This is a genomic window from Koromonas soli, assembly GCF_059726265.1.
Window position 1 is genome coordinate 404,902 of sequence record NZ_AP040872.1, and the last position, 18,696, is coordinate 423,597.

15 protein-coding genes are annotated in these 18,696 nt (G+C 58.1%); 3 read left to right on the plus strand and 12 right to left on the minus strand.

The window, feature by feature from the left end; genetic code table 11:
* Positions 1-11: 11 nt before the first annotated feature.
* Together amrB and rsmA are read right to left on the minus strand one after the other, a co-directional pair.
* Positions 12-824, minus strand: a complete 813-nt coding sequence (gene amrB / locus AC6IY8_RS01765) for an AmmeMemoRadiSam system protein B (protein ID WP_497776949.1) — start codon at positions 822-824, stop codon at positions 12-14.
* A gap of 15 nt (positions 825-839) precedes the next feature.
* On the minus strand, positions 840-1,694 hold the full coding sequence (rsmA, locus tag AC6IY8_RS01770; RefSeq protein WP_497776951.1) for a 16S rRNA (adenine(1518)-N(6)/adenine(1519)-N(6))-dimethyltransferase RsmA: 855 nt from the start codon (positions 1,692-1,694) through the stop codon (positions 840-842).
* Between the two features lie 103 nt (positions 1,695-1,797).
* On the opposite strand from rsmA, the gene glgA reads away from it, so the two are divergent.
* Entirely contained in the window at positions 1,798-3,252 is a 1,455-nt protein-coding gene (gene glgA / locus AC6IY8_RS01775) for a glycogen synthase GlgA (RefSeq protein WP_497776952.1), read from the plus strand.
* 130 nt (positions 3,253-3,382) lie between these two features.
* On the opposite strand, the gene AC6IY8_RS01780 is transcribed toward glgA, so the two are convergent.
* Together AC6IY8_RS01780 and AC6IY8_RS01785 are read right to left on the minus strand one after the other, a co-directional pair.
* Positions 3,383-3,736 carry a hypothetical protein gene (locus AC6IY8_RS01780; protein WP_497776953.1) on the minus strand — a complete coding sequence of 118 codons (354 nt, stop codon included), beginning with the start codon at positions 3,734-3,736 and terminating at the stop codon, positions 3,383-3,385.
* A gap of 44 nt (positions 3,737-3,780) precedes the next feature.
* Positions 3,781-5,142 carry an APC family permease gene (locus AC6IY8_RS01785; RefSeq protein WP_497776954.1) on the minus strand — a complete coding sequence of 454 codons (1,362 nt, stop codon included), beginning with the start codon at positions 5,140-5,142 and terminating at the stop codon, positions 3,781-3,783.
* Positions 5,143-5,199: 57 nt separating this feature from the next.
* Between AC6IY8_RS01785 and AC6IY8_RS01790 the strand changes: the two genes are divergently transcribed.
* Positions 5,200-6,111: an N-acetylglucosamine kinase gene (locus tag AC6IY8_RS01790; RefSeq protein WP_497776955.1), complete on the plus strand. Its 912-nt coding sequence runs from the start codon at positions 5,200-5,202 to the stop codon at positions 6,109-6,111.
* A 212-nt stretch (positions 6,112-6,323) separates the two neighbouring features.
* Here AC6IY8_RS01790 and uvrC read toward each other — a convergent pair whose 3' ends face one another.
* Positions 6,324-8,141, minus strand: coding sequence for an excinuclease ABC subunit UvrC (gene uvrC, locus AC6IY8_RS01795; protein ID WP_497776956.1), 1,818 nt, complete (start codon positions 8,139-8,141; stop codon positions 6,324-6,326).
* A 247-nt stretch (positions 8,142-8,388) separates the two neighbouring features.
* On the opposite strand from uvrC, the gene AC6IY8_RS01800 reads away from it, so the two are divergent.
* A complete protein-coding gene (locus AC6IY8_RS01800; protein ID WP_497776958.1) occupies positions 8,389-9,153 on the plus strand; it encodes an OmpA family protein in 765 nt (254 codons plus the stop codon).
* 125 nt (positions 9,154-9,278) lie between these two features.
* Here AC6IY8_RS01800 and thiS read toward each other — a convergent pair whose 3' ends face one another.
* From thiS to AC6IY8_RS01835, 7 genes are all read right to left on the minus strand, one after another.
* A complete protein-coding gene (gene thiS, locus AC6IY8_RS01805) occupies positions 9,279-9,518 on the minus strand; it encodes a sulfur carrier protein ThiS (RefSeq protein WP_497776959.1) in 240 nt (79 codons plus the stop codon).
* Between the two features lie 229 nt (positions 9,519-9,747).
* A complete protein-coding gene (locus AC6IY8_RS01810) occupies positions 9,748-10,752 on the minus strand; it encodes a YncE family protein (protein ID WP_497776960.1) in 1,005 nt (334 codons plus the stop codon).
* Positions 10,753-10,758: 6 nt separating this feature from the next.
* A complete protein-coding gene (locus AC6IY8_RS01815) occupies positions 10,759-13,905 on the minus strand; it encodes an efflux RND transporter permease subunit (RefSeq protein ID WP_497776961.1) in 3,147 nt (1,048 codons plus the stop codon).
* A 7-nt stretch (positions 13,906-13,912) separates the two neighbouring features.
* Complete coding sequence (locus AC6IY8_RS01820; RefSeq protein WP_497776962.1) at positions 13,913-15,187, minus strand: efflux RND transporter periplasmic adaptor subunit; 1,275 nt, start codon at positions 15,185-15,187, stop codon at positions 13,913-13,915.
* Complete coding sequence (locus AC6IY8_RS01825; protein WP_497776963.1) at positions 15,187-16,500, minus strand: TolC family protein; 1,314 nt, start codon at positions 16,498-16,500, stop codon at positions 15,187-15,189. Before AC6IY8_RS01825 ends, AC6IY8_RS01820 begins: the two co-directional genes overlap by 1 nt.
* Positions 16,501-16,563: 63 nt before the next feature.
* On the minus strand, positions 16,564-17,985 hold the full coding sequence (locus AC6IY8_RS01830) for a sensor histidine kinase (protein WP_497776964.1): 1,422 nt from the start codon (positions 17,983-17,985) through the stop codon (positions 16,564-16,566).
* A complete protein-coding gene (locus tag AC6IY8_RS01835; protein WP_497776965.1) occupies positions 17,982-18,653 on the minus strand; it encodes a response regulator transcription factor in 672 nt (223 codons plus the stop codon). The genes AC6IY8_RS01830 and AC6IY8_RS01835 overlap by 4 nt, the downstream gene beginning before the upstream one ends.
* Positions 18,654-18,696: the final 43 nt, after the last annotated feature.

An 18,696-nucleotide genomic window follows, 5' to 3' on the forward strand; every position in this document is an offset into this window, starting at 1 on the left:
GCGCGAACCGATTACCGGACGGCGACACCTGCGTATCCCACAACACTGCTGCGATCTCCGGAAACGTCTCCCGACGTTGCGTATTTCACGAGCTCTGCCGATTGCGCGCCGAGCCGAACTGCCGCGGTAAGCATGGCGACGGCGGGGCCGTAGCCACACATGGAGATGTTCTGCTCGCGAACGGTTTGGAAGAGACCTCGCGGCTTGAGGGCGAGAACCTGCTCGATGGCGAGCGCATCTTTCACCCGGGTTTCTGCGTCGTCCTCGTAGTGATTCATGTCGCTGGAAGCAACGATAAGCACGGGCTCGGAAGACTCGGCGATGACCTTAGCCATCACCACTCCAAGGGCGGTGAGAACCTCGAACTGGCCGGTGCCAACGGTGATCGGCACGAAAGTCAGCTCCGGTTGGAGGGCCTGCAGGAACGGGAGCTGCACTTCGATGGCGTGCTCACGAATCTGAGAAGTTCGGTCCTCGTGAAGAAGGGGAAATCCAGCCTTCAGGGCCTCGGCGAGTTTTGTATCAATCTGCAGGTCGCCCAAAGGCGTGCGGAAACTGCCTTCGCTGATGATCGCGAGCGGCTCGCCGACACCAGTGTGATTGGGGCAGAGCACGATCACCTTTCGCGGCACCTCCACTTGTGCGTACACAGCGCCTGCAACGCCTCCGGAATACATGTAGCCTGCGTGGGGCGCGATGATTCCGAGAGCTCTCTTCCTGTTCGGCGCGGAGCCGAGAAATCTTTGCACATCGCGCAGCAGTTCCGCCTGCGAGCCGGGATAGAACTGTCCAGCAACTGCTGGTTGCCTTACCATGCCGCTCATACTGGCACCGTCCTTCTATAACTGCTTCAGATGACGATAAAGCCGCGCCATGTCCTCCAGCGAAATCGCCTCAGCTCGCGTCGAGCCTTGGATTTCCGCTGCGGCCAAGGCGGCTTTGACTACGGCCTTGTCGTAGGCCAGCTTCAGGTTGTTGGTCACGGTTTTGCGTTTCTGGGCGAACATCGTCTTCAGGAAGCTGATGAAGCCAGCCTCATCGACATTGAGTTCGATAAAGCGCGGCTGCATTTTCATGCGGAACACAGCCGAACGGACATTGGGCGGAGGGTCGAACGATTCCGGTCCCAGCTCGAAGAGTTTCTCCACCGTGCCGTACATCTGCGCCGTGGCTGACAGGAGTCCGTAATCGCGGCTGCCGGGTGCGGCGGCGACGCGATCGGCGACTTCCTTCTGCACCATCAGCACGAGGCTTTCGACGCGATTGCCTGCGGAAAAGAGCTTCAGAAGGATATCGCTGGTGATGTAGTAAGGGAGATTTCCGACCACCTGCGTCTTGAACAGTCCGGTGGGACGCAGATCGCGCAAGGGTCCCGGCGTGGAGCCCAGGACGGTTCCGAGATCGACCTGCAGGATGTCCGCCTCAAGGATTTCCACGTTGGGCTGGGGCGCGAATCGCATGCGCAGTTGCGCCGCCAGGACGCGATCCAGCTCCACGGCGATCAGCCGTCCGGCGCGCTTGGCCAGCAGCTCGGTCAAGGCCGCTTCGCCGGGACCGATCTCGATGACCGTGGTGTGCTGCACATCTCCCAAGGCGTCCACGATGCGTTGCATGGCATCGATGTCCACGAGGAAGTTTTGTCCCAGCTTCGGCTTCCTGGTGCTCGCCGATTGATTTTCCAAAAGCTTGGCCAAGTTTGACCGCCTTTCCTGTTGACCGTTAGACTTCACGGTTACGTGTATTCCATTCTTCAATCCAGCGCATCCAACTGCTGTTTGTGCGTTAGCGGAGGCATCTGTGCACGTCTTGTTTGCCGCATCCGAGTGTGTGCCCTATTCCAAAACTGGGGGGCTCGCTGACGTCGTAGGCGCATTGCCACGCGCCGTCGCCGCACTTGGTCACCGGGTCACGGTTTATCTTCCTCTTTACCGGCAGACTCAACTTCAGTATCCCAAAACGGTCATTCCCAGCATCACTGTTCCATTCGATGACCGATACCGCTTCTGTTCGGTGCTCGATGCCGGTGTGCAGCACGGTGTCCAATTCTATTTCATCGATTATCCTCCCTTTTACGACCGCGATGCTTTGTACGGTACTCCGCTGGGGGATTACCACGACAATCCCGAGCGTTTTGCGCTGTACTGTCGCGCGGTGCTGGAGGCTTCAAAGATTCTCGGCGTGCCCGACGTGTTTCACTGCCATGATTGGCAGACCGCACTCATTCCAGTTCTGCTGCGCACGTTGTATGACGAAGATCCATCGCTGAGCGGTATTCCGACGGTATTCACGATTCATAACGTGGGATACCAGGGAATTTTCTCGCCGGACACGCTGCCTCTGCTGATGCTGCCGTGGGACCTGTTCACGATGACGAAGCTGGAATTTTTCGGAAAGATAAATTTTCTGAAGGGCGCGCTCGTGTATTCGGATTTCATTACGACGGTGAGCCGCAAGTATGCGCAGGAGATTCAAACGTCTGAATATGGATTTGGGCTGGAAGGCGTTTTACGCAGCCGCAGCGCATATCTTTCCGGCATTTTGAATGGCGTGGATTACCACGAGTGGAATCCGGCGACAGACTGCTATATCGCAGGGCACTACGCTCCTGACGCGCTGGAAGGGAAGAAGAAATGCCGTCGCGATCTGCTGGCAAGCTTCTCGCTTGATCCGGAATCGACGACGCCGGTGATTGGAATTGTGTCGCGTTTCGCGGCGCAGAAGGGATTTGACCTGATCTCGCTGGCGGCGGACAGGCTGGCGCGCGAGAACGTAGTGATGGTTACGCTGGGCGCTGGAGATAAGGATTATGAAGACCTGTTCCGACGGCTGGTAAAGCAGTATCCAGGGAAGTTTGCGGTGAAGGTGGGATATGACAACGAACTCGCGCACAAGATCGAAGCGGGCTCGGACATGTTCCTGATGCCTTCGCGATATGAGCCGTGCGGGTTGAACCAGATCTATTCGCTGAAGTATGGGACGGTGCCGATTGTGCGCGCTACGGGCGGCTTGGACGACACGATTGAGCCGTGGGATGCGAAGACCGGGAAGGGAACGGGATTCAAATTCCACGAGTACACGGCCGAGGCACTGTTGAATACCGTTCGCGCGGCGCTGGCTACGTATGCGAAGCCGGACGAATGGAACAAGCTGATGCTCAACGGAATGGCAAGAGATTTTTCGTGGACGGTCGCGGCGAGAGAGTATTTGAAGATTTATGAGCGGGCGAGAGCATCGAGGCATGTGGCGGTGTGATTGTTGCGGGAGCCCAGAGTTGGAAAATCGCCAACTTCTGGGCCACCCTGGCGAAGATCGGTAGTAGGGATCCTTCGCTGCGCTCAGGACACCCTTTTCTTTGAGTTCTCTTGTTGCTCGCGAGAACAGCTCAGGCTTCGGGGTAGCAGTATTGGTATTCGCCGGGGCGCTCGGTGCCGATGGGTTGGGTGGCGTCGAGGGGCATGAGCACGATGCGATTGCGCTCGGTGGGCTGGAACACGCCTTTGTATTCCCAATAGTGATAGTCGCCGGTGCGGAACTCGATGGTGGAGTTCGCTAGGGTGAAGGTGTATTTGCCGCCTCCACCGTGACGGTAGCTCTCGTAATGGCCGTCGGCGGAGAGAGTCAGAGTTCCAGCGGAGAGGTGAGCGAAGCCTCCTGACCAACAGCGGTAGAGGCTGGCAGGCGGTGCGGCTTGGGCGAATAGTGGTGCGGCCAAAAGAAGGAAGAGAGCGATTCGCACAAGGTTAGAGATGCAGGAGCGGGCGAGCGGTTTGCAAGCGGTGCTCAAGCGAGGTGCTTGCGAGCAAAGTGCAGATAGACGGGAATGCCTGCGAGGATGACGGTGACGCCACCGAGGGAAAGGCGCAGGTTGTCGATGAAGGAGTAGTAGAGCAGGACGGCGGAGGCCAGGACGAATACGGCCGGGACGACTGGATATCCGAATACACGGTACGGGCGCGCAGCTTGGGGATCGCGGCGACGGAAGACGAAGATGGTGCTGGCGGCGATCATGTAAAACAGCCATTCAGCGAAGATGGCGAGTGAGAAGAGCTCGCGGAATTTTCCGGAGACGAGAAGCAGCGCGGTCGCAAGGGCGCACTGCACGATGGTAGCGACGGTGGGTGTGCGGAAGCGGGGATGGACCTCGGCAAGCGCGGGGAACAGATATCCATCGCGGGCGACTGCGTAAGGGACCCGGGCTCCGCTCATGACGGTGCCATTAAGTGTGACGAGCATGGACAAGGCCATTCCAATGGCAACCAGCGCGGCTCCGGAGGCTCCGGCGGCAATGCGCATGGCATCGGTTGCGGCGTGCTGCGAGGCGGCTACGGATGATGCGGGCAGAACATACTGCACGGCGGCATTGGTCAGCATGTAGAGAACGCCGACGATGGCGACTCCGGAGATGAGCGCGCGTGGGATGATCTTCTCGGGACGCTTCACTTCTCCGGCGACCATGTTGAGATCGTTCCATCCATCGTAGGCCCAGAGGGCGGCGACGAGCGCAGCCATGAATCCTGCGATGCCGCCTTGAGCATCGGTGACCACGCCAGCGAAATTGTGCCAGGTGCCTCCGGCATAGGCGAAGCAAAGGGTTGCGATTCCGATGACGAGAGCGATCTTGACGAGGGTGAAGATGAGCTGGAAATTCGCGGCGCGGTGCACTCCGACGTAGTTGAGCGCGGAGATGGCGACGGTGAGCGCGATGGCAAAAAGCTGTCCCCAGGTGATGCCGAGGGCTGCAGTGTGGGAGAGAAATCCGAGCGCAGTGAACGTTCCAAGGACGCGCACGATGCCGGTGGTTACGCTGGCGATGGAGGCAGGCTTGGCGATGATGAACCAGGTCCAGGCGTAGAGGAACGACGCGGCGGAACCGTATGCATCGCGGATGAAGATATATTCGCCGCCAGCCTGGGGCTTCATGGAGCCGAGCTCGGCATAGGTGAGGGCGCCGAAAAACGAGAGTATGCCGCCGACGATCCAGACGGCGTACACCATGCGGGCCGATCCGACGGCTTGCATCATCTCGGCAGGCACAAGAAAAATGCCGCTTCCGATGATGGTGCCAACGACGACGGCAGTGGCGTGCCATCCGTTCATTTGCCGCAGTAATTCCGGTTGTTGGTCGCCAGTGCGCAATGCCATCCCCCATTGCATTCTTCCACAGCTCTCTTCGCAGGACTATGCCACAATGAAATCGCGATGGCATTTTTCCTGGGAATCGATGGCGGAGGAAGCAAGTGCACGGCCGCAGTGTCGGACGGCACATCGGTTATTGGGACACACACATCGGGCGCGTGCAACCTGAACTCGGTCTCCAATGAGCAGGCGAAGAGTGCGCTGCGGATGGCGATCGAAGGCGCGCTCGCATTGGCTGGGATATCGATGAGCGATATCTCATCGGTATGTGCAGGAGTGGCGGGTGCTGCGTCTCCGGAGAATGCCAGGGAAATCGCGAAGATCCTTTCGGAACTGGTCCCCGGAAAACCTGTAGAAGTGGTCGGCGACACGGTGATCGCCCTTGAAGCGTATTTCCCTGCTCGAGCGGGAGCTGTGTGCATTGCCGGAACAGGCTCGATTGCATTTGGCCGCAATGAGCGCGGCGAAACAGCACGCGCTGGAGGATGGGGAAAGCTGGTTTCCGATGAAGGGTCGGGCTTCTGGATCGGACAGCGGGCAATTGCGCAATGCCTTCGCGCGCTGGACATGGGACGCAGCAGCGAACTGGTGACGTCGATCATGGAGCATTGGAAGATTGTCACGCGCGAACAACTGGTGCAGCGCTGCAATGATCCGCATGGAGTGAATCTCGCGGAACTATTTCCGGTGGTGCTGGATACGGCAGAGCGCGGGGACGCAATGGCAAGCGAAATTCTGACGGCAGCAGGAATCGAGCTGGCGCGCATTGCGCAGATTGTGGTGCGACGGTTGTGGGTGGGGCACGAGGAACTGGATATCGCGATCACGGGTGGAGTGTTTGCGAATTCTGCGCGGGTACGGCAGGTTTTCAGCAACATCATTCGCACGGACAGGCCCGAGGTGCATGTGCGCATCAGCGAACGACAGCCGTTTGAGGGAGCGCTGTATTTGGCGAAGAGGGCTGTTGAGGGGTAGAGGTTGCTGGCGCGTGCTGCGGGTAGGTGGCCGAGGGGGCCTTACGGGCAGCAGTGGATATTTGGACGACGCTGGGATCCTTCGCGGCGCTCAGGGTGACACCTTAAAACCAAAAGTACAAAAGCAAGAGCAAAGGCAACTGCCCGGTTTGTCCATGAGACCGGTGGTCTTCCATGCACCCATGGATTTCATGAGTGGCGAAGGGTGCTCGGCTACTGTTTGTCGCGGAAGAAGTCGAGGATGGCTTCGGCTTGCTTGGTGTTGACGACCGAGGTCAGGGCGGCGTAGTTGGCCTGCTTTACGGCGTGCAGGGAGCCGAAGTGCTGCAAGAGGCGGCGGGTGGTGAGTTCGCCGATGCCGGGGACGTCGCGAAGTTCGGTGGCGCGATCGCGCATCTGACGGCGCTTGCGGTGGAAGGTGATAGCGAAGCGGTGCGCTTCGTCGCGGATCTGCTGGATGAGAAGCAGCACGGGCGAGTGACGGTCGAGGACGATGGGCTCATCTTCCTGTCCGTAAAGGTAGAGGATCTCTTCACGCTTGGCGATGGAGGCGATGGGTTGCGAGGCGAGTCCTAGCTCTTCGAGAGCGCGGGCGGCGGCGTGGAGTTGTCCGAGGCCTCCGTCGATGAGGACGAGAGATGGCATGGGCTTGTTCTCTTCCTGCAGGCGCTTGTAGCGGCGGGTAACGACCTCGTGCATGGACTTGAAGTCGTCGATGCCTTCGACGGTACGGATGATGAACTTGCGGTACTCGGAGTTGCGCATCTTGCCCTCTTCCCAGACGACCATGGAGGCGACGGTTTCGGCACCCTGGATGTGGGAGATGTCGAAGCACTCGATGCGGCGGGGTTCTTCGGCGAGCAGGAAGGTGTCCTGCAGCACGCTCTTGATGACGTCGGTGCGCGGCTTCATGACGCGGAAGCGCTGATCATAGGACTGGCGGGCGTTGTTGCCGACAAGGTCAATGAGTGATCGCTTGTCGCCACGCTGAGGAACATCGATGTAAACGCGTGAGCCGCGCTTCGAACTGAGCAGGTCCTGGAGGGCTTCGCGGTCCTCGAACTCGACGGGGATGTAGATGGTGCGCGGAACGTACGGTGCGTCAACGTAGAGCTGCTTGAGCAGGGTGCTGAAAAACTCTCCGACTTCGAAGCCGTGATCGGATTCGAGTTCGCCGAGGTCTTCCCAGAAGAACTCGCGGCGGTCGAGCACCTTGCCGCCGCGCATGTGGAAGACGTTCACGGCCAGCAGGTGGTTCTCGTAGTGGTAGCTGATAACGTCCACATCGTCGCCTTCGGCGGAGGCGATGCGCTGCTTTTCATTCAACTGCTCGACGGTGACGATGAGGTCGCGGTACTTGGCGGCGAGCTCGAACTGCATGTCTTCGGCCGCGTGCTCCATGCGCTCGCGAAGAGAGCGAGAAAGCTCGGAGGGCTTGCCCTCGAGCAGCATACGAACGTCATGGACCGCTTCGGCGTAGGCTTCGGGCGTGGTCAGGCCGCTGACGCAGGGACCGAGGCAGCGCTTGATGTAGTACTGCAGGCACGGGCGCGCGTGCTCCCGGGTGAGGTCGATCTTGCAGGACGGAATGAGGAAGTGGCGGTGAATGAGATCGACGATGCGGTAGGCGAGATTGGCAGGGAAATAGGGGCCAAAGTAGCTGCCTCCGTCCTTGCGCAGCTTGCGCGTGACGTAAACGCGAGGAAAGCGCTCGGAGGTGATTTTTACGTACGGGTAGGTCTTGTCGTCGCGCAGCAGAATGTTGAAGCGGGGCTTCTTCTGCTTGATGAGGTTGTTTTCGAGCGCGAGCGCCTCGTGCTCGTTGCCGACAACGATGTACTCGATGTCAACGGCTTCGCGTAAAAGGCTGCCGGTCTTGGCGTTTTCGCTGGCACCCTCGACAAAATAGGAGCGCACACGCGCACGCAGGTTCTTAGCCTTGCCGACGTAGATGACCTCGCCTTCGGCGTTCTTGTAAAGGTAAACGCCGGGATCGGTGGGAACGGTTTTGATCTTCTGATGTAAATCCATACTGCTTGTGTTCTGGCCAGAGTCTCTGGCGGACTCATGTCGGCGCCGGGCGAACGTGATCCTATGAAAATTCTACTCGTCTCAGGCAGGAAACTCCGTTCAGGTGCTTCAGATGGTTAGCTAAGTTGTTGATTCTGTATTGGATGAAGCATGGCATCATGCGTGCTCTTACGGACATCGACTGTAGCAGGGCATCTACCGTTTCGGGTTGCCTTCGAACCAGCAATCCAAGCCCCAAGGAGCATCTATGAAACCGTATCTCCCCATTCTTGTAGTCGGCGCTATGGCCCTCACAGTGGGTTGCGCTACCAAGAAGAATGTGGCGCAGCAGGTAAACCCGATTATCAACAAGGTTGATGAATTAGATGATCGTACGGCGCAGACGACTCGTGGTATTCGCGACACGGACGCTCGCGCACAGCAGGGTATCAAGGGTGTGGAAGCCAAGGCCAGCTCCGCTGACCAGAAGGCACTTGCAGCAGGACAGCAGGCCGACCAGGCTCAGCAACTCGCAGCCAAGGCCAACACGGGCGTGAACGAACTCACGAACCAGGTAGTCAATTTTGACAACTATCACCCTGTGACGGAAGCCGCAGTGCACTTTGGTTTCGACAAGGCCGATCTTACCCGTAAGGACCGGGAGCAATTGGACGAACTCGGCCAGCAGATCACAAACGTGAAGGGCTACATCATCCAGATCGAGGGCCGCACGGATTCGGTGGGCGACCCCACTTACAACTATCAGCTGAGCCAGCGCCGCGCGGCGGCAGTGACTCAGTACCTGGCTTCGAAGTACAATGTGCCTGCGCACAAAGTGTTTGTGATCGGGCTCGGGAAGGACGCTCCGGTCGAGAAGAACAGCACGGCTCGTGGCCGGGCGGAAAACCGCAGAGTGGACGTACGGCTGATGACCAACAATGTGAATCAGCAGGCGAACGCTCCGGCAAGCGGTCAGGTTCAGCAACAGCCGCAGCAGCAGACGCCCGGGGCAGCAGCAAGCCAACAGCGCTAAGTTATACCCGTGTGCTCCGTGGGGGTGCACACATTGAGAAGGCCGCTCAATAGGAGCGGCCTTTTCGTTTGCTCTAATACCCAGAGTTGGAAAACCGCCAACTCTGGGCCACCCTCGCGTTTGCGCTAGCGGAGGCCGCCGCCGACGAAGTGCACGATTTCGAGGCGGTCGCCGTCGTGGAGATCGGTTGCAGACCAATTGGCGCGGGGGACGATGTCGCGATTGAGTTCGACGGCGACACGGTCGCCTTTCATGCCGAGCTCTTCGACGAGCAGGTCGAGCTTCGTTGCGTTGAGATTGCGTTCATCACCGTTGATTACCAGACGCATGGAAACAACATAGCAGATCAGGTTTCTGCTCGCCATTCCTCGTGTCGGCCACGCGGATTTCGCCAGAACGAGGCGAACGCAGGCTGTTGAGGACAGCGGACTTGGCTTGATACAGGTCCGGCAGACGAAGAACGATCTTGCGACAGATGAGCTTCTTCTTGTTCTTTTTGCGCATTTTTAACGGCCGCTACCCCGCTGCTAGGCACAAACTAGAACAGTCCTGGGCGGAGAAGAAGCGCACAGCTCCCTCAAGAACGTGGCTTGGTTAGTCTCTTGCTGGTGCGTAGACCAGCACCATGAAAGTTCCGGGGGTCACGGTCGGGCGCTTCTGTCCTTCCGCGGGCGGGCCGAATTCGGCGGTTGGCAAATAGACCCGGTGGGTCTTTGGGTCGACGGCAACAGTACGCGCACCGCGTTCCGCCTTGACGTTCGCCGCAACCTCATATTTGCCAGCTTTTCCTTCGTGCACGATCGTCAGTGTCCCTTCTCCGTTTGACGCGAATGCCAGCCTTGCTCCGGGGTCGAATGCAGCGCCGTCGGTTCCGCTGCCCGTCGGCAGAGTCGCAATCGTCTTGCCCGTCTGTGCGTCGATCACCATCATCTTGCTGTTTCCGCAGACCGCGAAAAGATGACCTTTCGTTTCATCGATTGCGAGTCCTGAAGGCTCCTCGCATCCTCCGAGTTTCCAGCGCTGCGTCGCTTTCCAGTTCTTCGTGTCGACTACAGCAATCTCGCCGGTGTCCTCAACGTTGATGTAAGCATGTGCGCTGTCGGTTACGGCTGCTTCGAGTTTGCCTCCGAGCGGAACGGTTGCAATGACCTTGAGCGAATCGGGATCGATCACTGCGAGGTCTTTGCTGCGGCCGTTCATCACAAGCACTTCCTTCGAATACTTGTCATAGATGATGGCGTCGGGATTCTCGCCGGTCTTGATCTCGGTCTTGGGCGCGAGCGTCTTTGCATCAAAGACGGTCACTGTCCCGGTGCGGCCATTCGAACTGAATCCGAGGCCCTTCTCCGGAACAATTGCCGCTCCGTGCGCGCCGTTTGCTGGAACCTCACCGACCTTCTTGCCAGTTGCGGCATCGACAACGTAGATCGCGCTGTTGTGTCCGATGAATAAACGATTGCTGCTTTCATCGTAGGTGATATAGTCCCACCCGCCCTCTCCTCCGATGACGAACTTTGCGACTTGCTTGTAGTTTGTGCCCTGCGCGAACGCAGCGACAGTCAGCAGCAGAACAGCAAGAGCGGAAATGACCTTCTTCATGCGAGCTTACCTTCCTTCAGCACGGCTGAGATAGTAGTGGACGGCTGGGGTGATGATGAGTGAGAGCACCATAGAAACGCTGATTCCGCCGATGACGGCGATGGCAAGTGGTTGCAACATTTGCGAACCTGAGCCGAGCGCCAGTGCCAATGGCAGCATGCCTGCAATCGCAGCAAGGGCCGTCATGGCAATGGGCCGCAGACGACGCCGTCCGGCCTGCATCATGGCATCGTGCGGCGTGTATCCAAGAGCACGGAACTTCTGATCCGCGTCGAGCAGCAGGATACCGTTCTTAGCGACGATGCCGATGACCATGATCAATCCCATGAACGACGAAATGTTGAAGGTGGTGCCGGTGATCAACAGTGCCAGTAGTACCCCTGACGTGGAGAGCAAGGCAGAGGCGAGAATCGCCAGCGGCGCAGCGAACGTGCGAAACTCGAAGAGAAGAACGACAAAGACCAGGACAATAGCCAACACCAGTACGAATAGAAGATCATGGAATGATTTCTGTTGCTCTTCGTAGGTGCCGCCGTACACGACGCGGATAGATGGAGGCAAGTGGAGGTCATTGACACTCTTCTGCACCGCGGCAATCGCGCTACCAAGATCACGTCCTTCCAATCTTGCAGTCACCACTACATCGCGTTGCAAGTTTTCGCGCCGAATCTCGGTCTGTCCCGGCAACTCTGTAACAGCAGCGAGTGAACCGAGTGTGGCCGTGTGTCCGGCGCTGCTCACCAGAAGCGTATTGCTCATTGCGTCAAGCGACGAGCGATTCGCATCTGGGAAACGCACGCGGATGGTGTACGCGCGGTCGTTGGCGATCACCGGAGTTGCAGCGGGCTCACCTTCCAGAATCGCTGCGGAATCGGTAGCGACTTCTTCAGGGGTAAATCCCGCCCGCGCAGCAACGGTCGGATTCACTTGAAAGATTGTGGCTGGGCCGCTGATCGTATCTTCAATTCCGTTCTTGAGGTCAACAACTCCCTTGATCTTTCCAATGGCGTCGGAGACACGCGGAGCCCACTCCCGCAGCACTTGCTGGTCGCTCGAGAAAAGTTTAATCTGCACCGGCTCAGGAGCGTTCGACAAATCGCCGATCATGTCCTGAAGTATCTGTACGAACTCAACGTCGACTCGGGGCTCCTCGCGAGCGATGCGTGCGCGCAACTTCGAGACGATTTCCTCTGTCGAGTGATCGCGCTGCCCTTTCAGCTTCACGGCGAAATCACCCCGGTTGGCTTCCGTTACAGCCGCCAGTCCAAGTTGAAGACCTGTGCGGCGTGAAGCACCTTCCACGTCAGGTATCTCGCGGATCATTTGTTCCAAATGCCCAACGATGCGATTCGTTTCCTGGAGCGACGTTCCCGCCGGAGTGAGGTAATCGAGAACAAACCCTCCCTCATCGATCTCCGGCATCAGGTCACTGCCGAGCGCTTTGTAACAAACGACTGACGCAACAACGAGAATGCAACTGAAGACCGCGATCCACTTCGGACGTTCGAGCGCGAATCGAAGGCAGCGTTCGTAGAAGCTGAGAAGCTTGCGAAAACGTGCGCCGAGTGTTGCCTCCTCGGCAGCGAGCAGATGCGCAGCATCCTGCTCGCCAGCTTCCGTTGATTCTGCACTTCCTCTGCGGATGAGGTACTGGCTCAGCGTTGGAGTCCAGGTCAGTGCAAGAACAAGAGACGTGAGCAGTGAGACCGCTACGGTGATTGCGAGTGCGCGGAAAAAGACTCCAGTAACTCCGGTCACGGCAATCAGCGGCAGAAATACGACAATCGGCGTGATTGTTGAGCCTATCAACGGCGGAGTAATTTCTGAGAGAGCACTGCGAATCGCTTCAAGGCGGCCCTGCCCGGAATCGCGATGCAGCGCGATATTCTCGACGACCACGATCGCGTCATCGATGATCAAACCTACAGCCGCAGCCAAGCCGCCCAGTGTCATGAGGTTGAAGCTAGCGCCGAGCAGTTTGAGCGCTATAAAGGTGACGAGCACAGTAACCGGGATAACGATTGCCGCAACCAGAGAGGTTCCCCAGTCACGAAGAAATAACACCATGATGATGCATGCGAGGATGAGGCCGATGAGGATCGCGTCGCGCACGCTCTTGATCGACGACGTCACCAGCTCCGACTGGTCGTAGAACGGCTGCAACTTGATTCCCGGCGGGAGAGAGGCACGGATGCGTTCAACCTCGGCATGGACAGCTTTCGCGACGTCGACCGTGTTGCTGTCAGGCTGGCGACTGACGTTCAGCAGTACCGCGGGTTTTCCGTTTGCTGTTACGACCGTGTAGACCGGCTTCACGCCCGGCGCGACCGCAGCGACGTCTTGAATGCGAACAGGTATCCCGGCCTGCGTGTTCTTGATAACGATCTGTCCGATCTGCGCAGGGTCCCGCACCTGCCCGTTCACAAGACCCAGGTAGAGTTGGTGATTTTGTTCGAGCAGTCCGGGAGAATCGATCAGATTGGTGCGCTTTACCGCATCAAGAATGTCAGTGACTGTAATATTCGCGGCAAGCAGTTTCGAGGGATCCGGTGTGACGTGAAACTCCGGCTCCTGCCCGCCCTGCACCACGACGGTGGCCACGCCGTTCAGACGATTCAGGCGCGGCTTAAGATCGTAAGTCGCAAGTTCCCAAAGCTGCGTCTGCGGCATCGTGTCTGAAGTCACGCTGTAGCCGATAATCGGGAAGCTTGCGAACGTGAGGCGATGCGTTTCGACGTCGGCTGTTGTCGGAAGTTTTGAGCGCACGCGCGTAAGAGCAGCGTCGACGAGTTGCAATGTCTGCACCATGTCGACATTCCAATCGAAAAACAGGTCGACCTCGGCAGAGCCGCGACTGGTGATCGAGCGAACATCTCGCAGTCCCGGTACGCTGTTCACCGCCTCTTCGATTGGCCGCGCGATTGTGACCATCATCTGATCAATGGGCATCACGCCGTTATCGACACCAATAACTACGCGCGGAAAATCTGTAGTTGGGAAGACCGATACCGGGATGGTGAAAGCGAGATAAGCCCCTACAAAGGCCAAAATGATGATGGAGAAGATGACTGACTTGGCATGTCGCGTGTACCAGTAGCTCTCATCTTGTACGCCCGGAACTCTAATCCGGTCCAGAAGTGATCGGAAGCTCATGCGCGTATCACTCCTTTTCCGCTGTAGGCTTGTTCGCACCCGCCGCTTCGGCCTGTGTCACGTGCGTCTTGTCGGGCAGTCCGTATGCGCCTGTTGCGATCACAGTTTCTCCCGCCTGCAGTCCCTTTGTGATCTGCATATCGCTTGCGGTGTGAATGCCGATCTCAACCTCGCGTTCGTGCGCGCGCCCGTCGGAGTCCACGACCATCACCTTCGTCCCGCCTTCAGGGTTCTTCAGGAGCGCTGAGGCTGGCACTGTGATCGCGTCCTTTTCGACGTGCGCGACCATTTCCACGCGAACCGTTGTGCCCGGCCGCAACGACGACTGGGGATTAGGAGCTTCAATCCAGACTTCAACGGTCGTGCTGTTTGGGTCGAGGGCCGGACTGATGAGCGTTACTTTGCCATTACCCTTCACCTCAGGCGCGTCGATCGTTGCTTTGTCGCCGATGTGAAGCGCAGCTGCTGCTTCCTGCGGGATGTGCGCTTTCGCAACCACGGAAGAAGTGTCCATGATTGTGAGCAGCGGCGTGCCCGGGGCCGGAGTCTCTCCCGGATAGTTGGGCCGATCCGTCACCACGCCGTCAATCGGGCTGCGGATATCCGAGTAGCTGAGCATTGCGCTGGCTCCCTCAAACTTCCCCTTCGCGGAAGTGAGCTGGCCGGTTGCTGATTTCAACGTCTGGGGCTTGCCAATCGCCTGCGCCGCTTCAAGATGTTGGTTCGCGAGTTGATACTGTGCTTTGGCCTGCACCAGCGCCACCGCTGACTGATCGAGATCTTTGCGAGGCAACGCACCCTGTTTGAAGAGTTCTTGTCGGCTGTTGTACAGCTTTTGTTGCGCATCGAGGGTTTCTTGCGCCGTCTTCAAATCAAGTTCGGCTTTCTTCATGTCTTCGGGCAGGCTTGCGCCTGTCGTGGTGGTATAAGTGGCCTGTGCCTGTTCGTACGCGCCCCTGTTTTCTGTGACAGAAGCGGCGAGATCGCTGTTTTCCATCACTGCGAGCAGCTGCCCCGCACGCACGTGCGATCCGCGATTAACGTAAAACTTACGGATTGGTGCTGCGACCTTTGGAGTGATGGCCGCCTGGTTCTTGGGGTACAGAATGGCTTCAGTCGATATCACCTGTTCGATTTGCTTCTGTTCGGCTTTCGCCAACTGGACAGCCACCACCGGCTCCGGCGCTTGTGCCTCTTTAGCATGCAGATGGTAGTAAACGATGGCTGCACCGACTACGACCACGACTGCAACGGCAATAAAGATCCGCGTACGATTGCTCATTAGAAGCTACCTGTCAGTGTCTGCAAATTGGCGAGCGCAACGCTATAGCGCACCTCGCCATCGTCAAAATTGTTGCGAGCCTGCGTCAGCGTGTTTTGCGCGTCCACAACCTCAAGGGCGGTGGCTTCCCCAGCCCTGTAACGGAGAGTTGTTAGTCTCAAACTCTCGGCTGCAAGGTCGGCTGATTGACGCAGTGTTTCGATCTGCTCTTTCGCCGCAGAAGCTTCCGCATAGAACAACCGCAGGTCGGCCAATGCCTGACGTTGCGCGGTGCTCAACTCTAGCTGCGCCTGCATGTGCTGTAACTTAGCTTGCCGCACCTTGCTCTGCGTCAAGCCCCAATTGAACACAGGGATTTGGAGCGTTGCCGAAAGCTGGTAACCGAGATTTCTAACGCCGTTGGATCGAGTGGCGTACGTCGGCGCGTCGATACCGTAGAAGTAGTCGAGGGTGAGCGTAGGCAGGTGTCCCCCAATGGCTGCCTGATACTCATTCGAAGCGACCTGAACGGCTGCGAGTGCCGCCTTCAACTCCGCATTGTTCTTCGAGGCAAGGCTCTGCGCTTCGGTGAACAGAGGAAGCGGCGACGCGAACCGCAGATCGTCAACCAAGTCGAACTCTTCCGTATAGACAGGAAATACGAGGACTGCGAGATCGAGGTGCGCTTTCTCCTCGGCGAGTTTCGCTTCCTGAAAATCTCGCTGGCGATCATTCGCCTGGAGTTGCGCCTTGATCACGTCGGAGTGCGCGACCTCGCCGCCGTTCTCCAGTTGCCGGGAAAGCGTGAGAAAGCGCTGCGCCTCGCCGGCTGCCTGCTCGGAGTTTGCTCGCTTACGTTGCGAGGCAATCGCACCGTAGTAGTTTTGTGTGACGGTGAGAACCAGCCCGCGCGTGGCGATTTCCGCTTTGATCTTCGCGAGCTTTTCTGCGGCATGCGTGCGACGGTACTCGGCCATCGTCGTGAATCCGACGCTCTCGTGAATATTGCCTTGGCTAATGTACTCTCGCACGCCATTTGCAGCAATGAACCTCGGAGAGGATTCGCGCGTCGGCTCTGTATAGATGGCACCGGTCGTGTAGTTCACGCCCGGAAGCAGAGCAGCGCGAGCCTGGACGCGATCCTCGTGCGCCATTCCAGCTTCAGTGAGAGCAGCACGAAACTGCACGCTGTTGTTCTTCGCTCTCTGCAGCGCGTCCTGCAAATTGATGGTGGGACGTGTGGCGCCTTGGTCCGCGACGCCAGTTGAGGCTTGAGACCAGGAGAATACAGAAACGGCAGCAAGAAGAATCGAGCAGAAAGGACGCAGCTTCACACTTCGGCCTCACAGTTTTGATGACTTACATAATGGCAAATAGAACCTTAAGGAAAGCTGAAGTTAGGAAGTTAGCCGTAGGCGAACCGTCATGGTCGTTCCATTCCCGGCTTCGGTTTCCACACCAATGCCTCCTCCGTAGGCCTCAACGATTGCTTTGGCAATCGCGAGTCCAAGCCCGTATCCACCTGTGGTGCGCGCACGGGATGAGTCCGCCCGATGGAACCGGTCAAAGATGCGATCGATTTGCTCCTTGGGGATCCCGGGGCCCTGGTCGCAAACCGCAACCTCGGCCCACTCCGCAGCGCGGCGAATCGTCATGCGCACCGTCGATTGAGGCGGACTGTGTCGGATCGCGTTTTCCAGCAGATTTGCCCAGACCAGTTCGAGGTCTTCAGGGTCAGCCTGCATTTTTGGCTCAGCCTGGCGGCGGAGCTCTACGTGAACACCGCGTGCGTCCGCAATAGGACACAAATGTGCGATCGAAATCTCGCATGTGCTGGTCAGGTCAATTTCTTCCAGGTCGCGACGCAAGCTCCCGGATGCCCACTGCTCAGCACGAGCCAAACGCAGCATAGAATGCACAAGCTTCTCTAAACGCGTGGTGTCTTCGAGTGCCGCCTCAACGCCTTGGCGATACTCTTCCGGACTCCGGGGACGCAGCGCGAGCGATTGCAGCGTCGATTTGAGGATTGCCACCGGAGTTTTCAATTCATGCGCCGCGTCCGCAAGGAAATCTCGCTGGGAGGTGAACGCCTGCCCGAGGTTCGCTAGCATCGTGGTCATGGCTTGGGTGAGGGGTGCGAGTTCTTCGGTGTGCACTGATTCTGGTGGTGCACTTAGCGCCCAATTGGACGGTGAAACCTGTGCAGCGCTGTCTGCGAGTTGCGCGAGAGGTGCCAGTCCGCGCTTGATTGCCCATACGGCAATGGCTGCTGCACATCCCAAAAGCAAGACGCTGGCCGCAACGAACAGAGCTCCCGCCCGCCAGATCGCCTCTTGCAATTCGACTGTCGAGGCCGCATAGAAAACTGTCAGCGCGTCTTTAGAGTTCTGCGCGCCTTCGCGATCAAGAACGGGAACATTGACGAGGCGAATTCCGCTGTACAACTCCCCATTCAGTCTTACTTCCCAATGATCCCCACGTCTGACTGGCACCGAGTCGAGCCCATAGGGCCAGTTTGGAGAGGTTGCCAGAAGCTTCTCGTTTGAATCGACAACCCGGTACAGGTCGGGGTGCTTGCGCTCCAAAGGTGGAGGGACCATTTCCTTATCGAACTCAAGTGTGGGCTTCGGCTCTTCGGAGTAGCGCACCAGAGCGGCTATGCTCATCGCGCGACCGTGCAATGCGGCGTCGAACGAGTTACGTAGCTGTCGCTGGGTAACGGCCACAGCGATCAAAACCAATCCCACCGTGAGCAGGACCTGAGTTACCAATACTCCGACCAGTACCCGTCGGCGTATCGATGTGTTTCGAGTGTTCATGCTCGCAGTACGTATCCTTGTCCGCGCAGGGTTTGGATCAGTTTCTCGCCGCCCTGGTCCCCGAGCTTGCGCCGCAGCCCCGAGATGTATACCTCGATCACGTTGCTGAACTTCTCCCAGTTGAAGTCATATAGATGCTCGAGAAGCTCTGTCTTTGACACCACCGCGCCCTGACGATGGGCAAGGTACTCCAGGACTCGATACTCCATTGCGGTGAGCAACACAACATTCCCACGACGGCTGACGGTTCGGTCAGAGAGATTGATCTCGACGTCTTGGACGCGCAGAACGGCTTCACTCTTGCCTTTGCCGCGCCGGATCAGAGCCTTTGATCGAGCGATCAGCTCCCCCAGGTCGAAAGGTTTGGTGACGTAATCGTCAGCTCCGGCATTGAGTAGTGCGACAACAGATTCCTTTTCGTCGCGCGCGGTCAGCACGAGCATCGGTACCACGGATCCATGCGACCGCAATCGGCGCACAATACTCAGTCCGTCCAAATGAGGCAACATTAGGTCAACGATCACCAGATCGTAAGGATTTGACTTTGCCATATAAAGTCCGTCGCGGCCATCAAATGCACAGTCGACCGCGAAACCGGCGCTCTCGCGCACACTGCGCGCGATATTCTCCGCCAGTCTTCGTTCATCCTCTATGATCAGAATCCGCAAACGAGCCGCCTTTGATTGGTCGGTAGGATATTCTCTCTCAATA

What these genes read in the sequence shown, in the direction of transcription:
- amrB (WP_497776949.1), bottom strand. Translation starts at nt 824, where the DNA reads ATGAGCGGCATGGTAAGGCAACCAGCAGTTGCTGGACAGTTCTATCCC.
- AC6IY8_RS01785 (WP_497776954.1), bottom strand. Translation starts at nt 5,142, where the DNA reads ATGGCATTGCGCACTGGCGACCAACAACCGGAATTACTGCGGCAAATG.
- AC6IY8_RS01790 (WP_497776955.1), top strand. Translation starts at nt 5,200, where the DNA reads ATGGCATTTTTCCTGGGAATCGATGGCGGAGGAAGCAAGTGCACGGCC.
- uvrC (WP_497776956.1), bottom strand. Translation starts at nt 8,141, where the DNA reads ATGGATTTACATCAGAAGATCAAAACCGTTCCCACCGATCCCGGCGTT.
- AC6IY8_RS01800 (WP_497776958.1), top strand. Translation starts at nt 8,389, where the DNA reads ATGAAACCGTATCTCCCCATTCTTGTAGTCGGCGCTATGGCCCTCACA.
- thiS (WP_497776959.1), bottom strand. Translation starts at nt 9,518, where the DNA reads ATGGCGAGCAGAAACCTGATCTGCTATGTTGTTTCCATGCGTCTGGTA.
- AC6IY8_RS01810 (WP_497776960.1), bottom strand. Translation starts at nt 10,752, where the DNA reads ATGAAGAAGGTCATTTCCGCTCTTGCTGTTCTGCTGCTGACTGTCGCT.
- AC6IY8_RS01815 (WP_497776961.1), bottom strand. Translation starts at nt 13,905, where the DNA reads ATGAGCTTCCGATCACTTCTGGACCGGATTAGAGTTCCGGGCGTACAA.
- AC6IY8_RS01820 (WP_497776962.1), bottom strand. Translation starts at nt 15,187, where the DNA reads ATGAGCAATCGTACGCGGATCTTTATTGCCGTTGCAGTCGTGGTCGTA.
- AC6IY8_RS01830 (WP_497776964.1), bottom strand. Translation starts at nt 17,985, where the DNA reads ATGAACACTCGAAACACATCGATACGCCGACGGGTACTGGTCGGAGTA.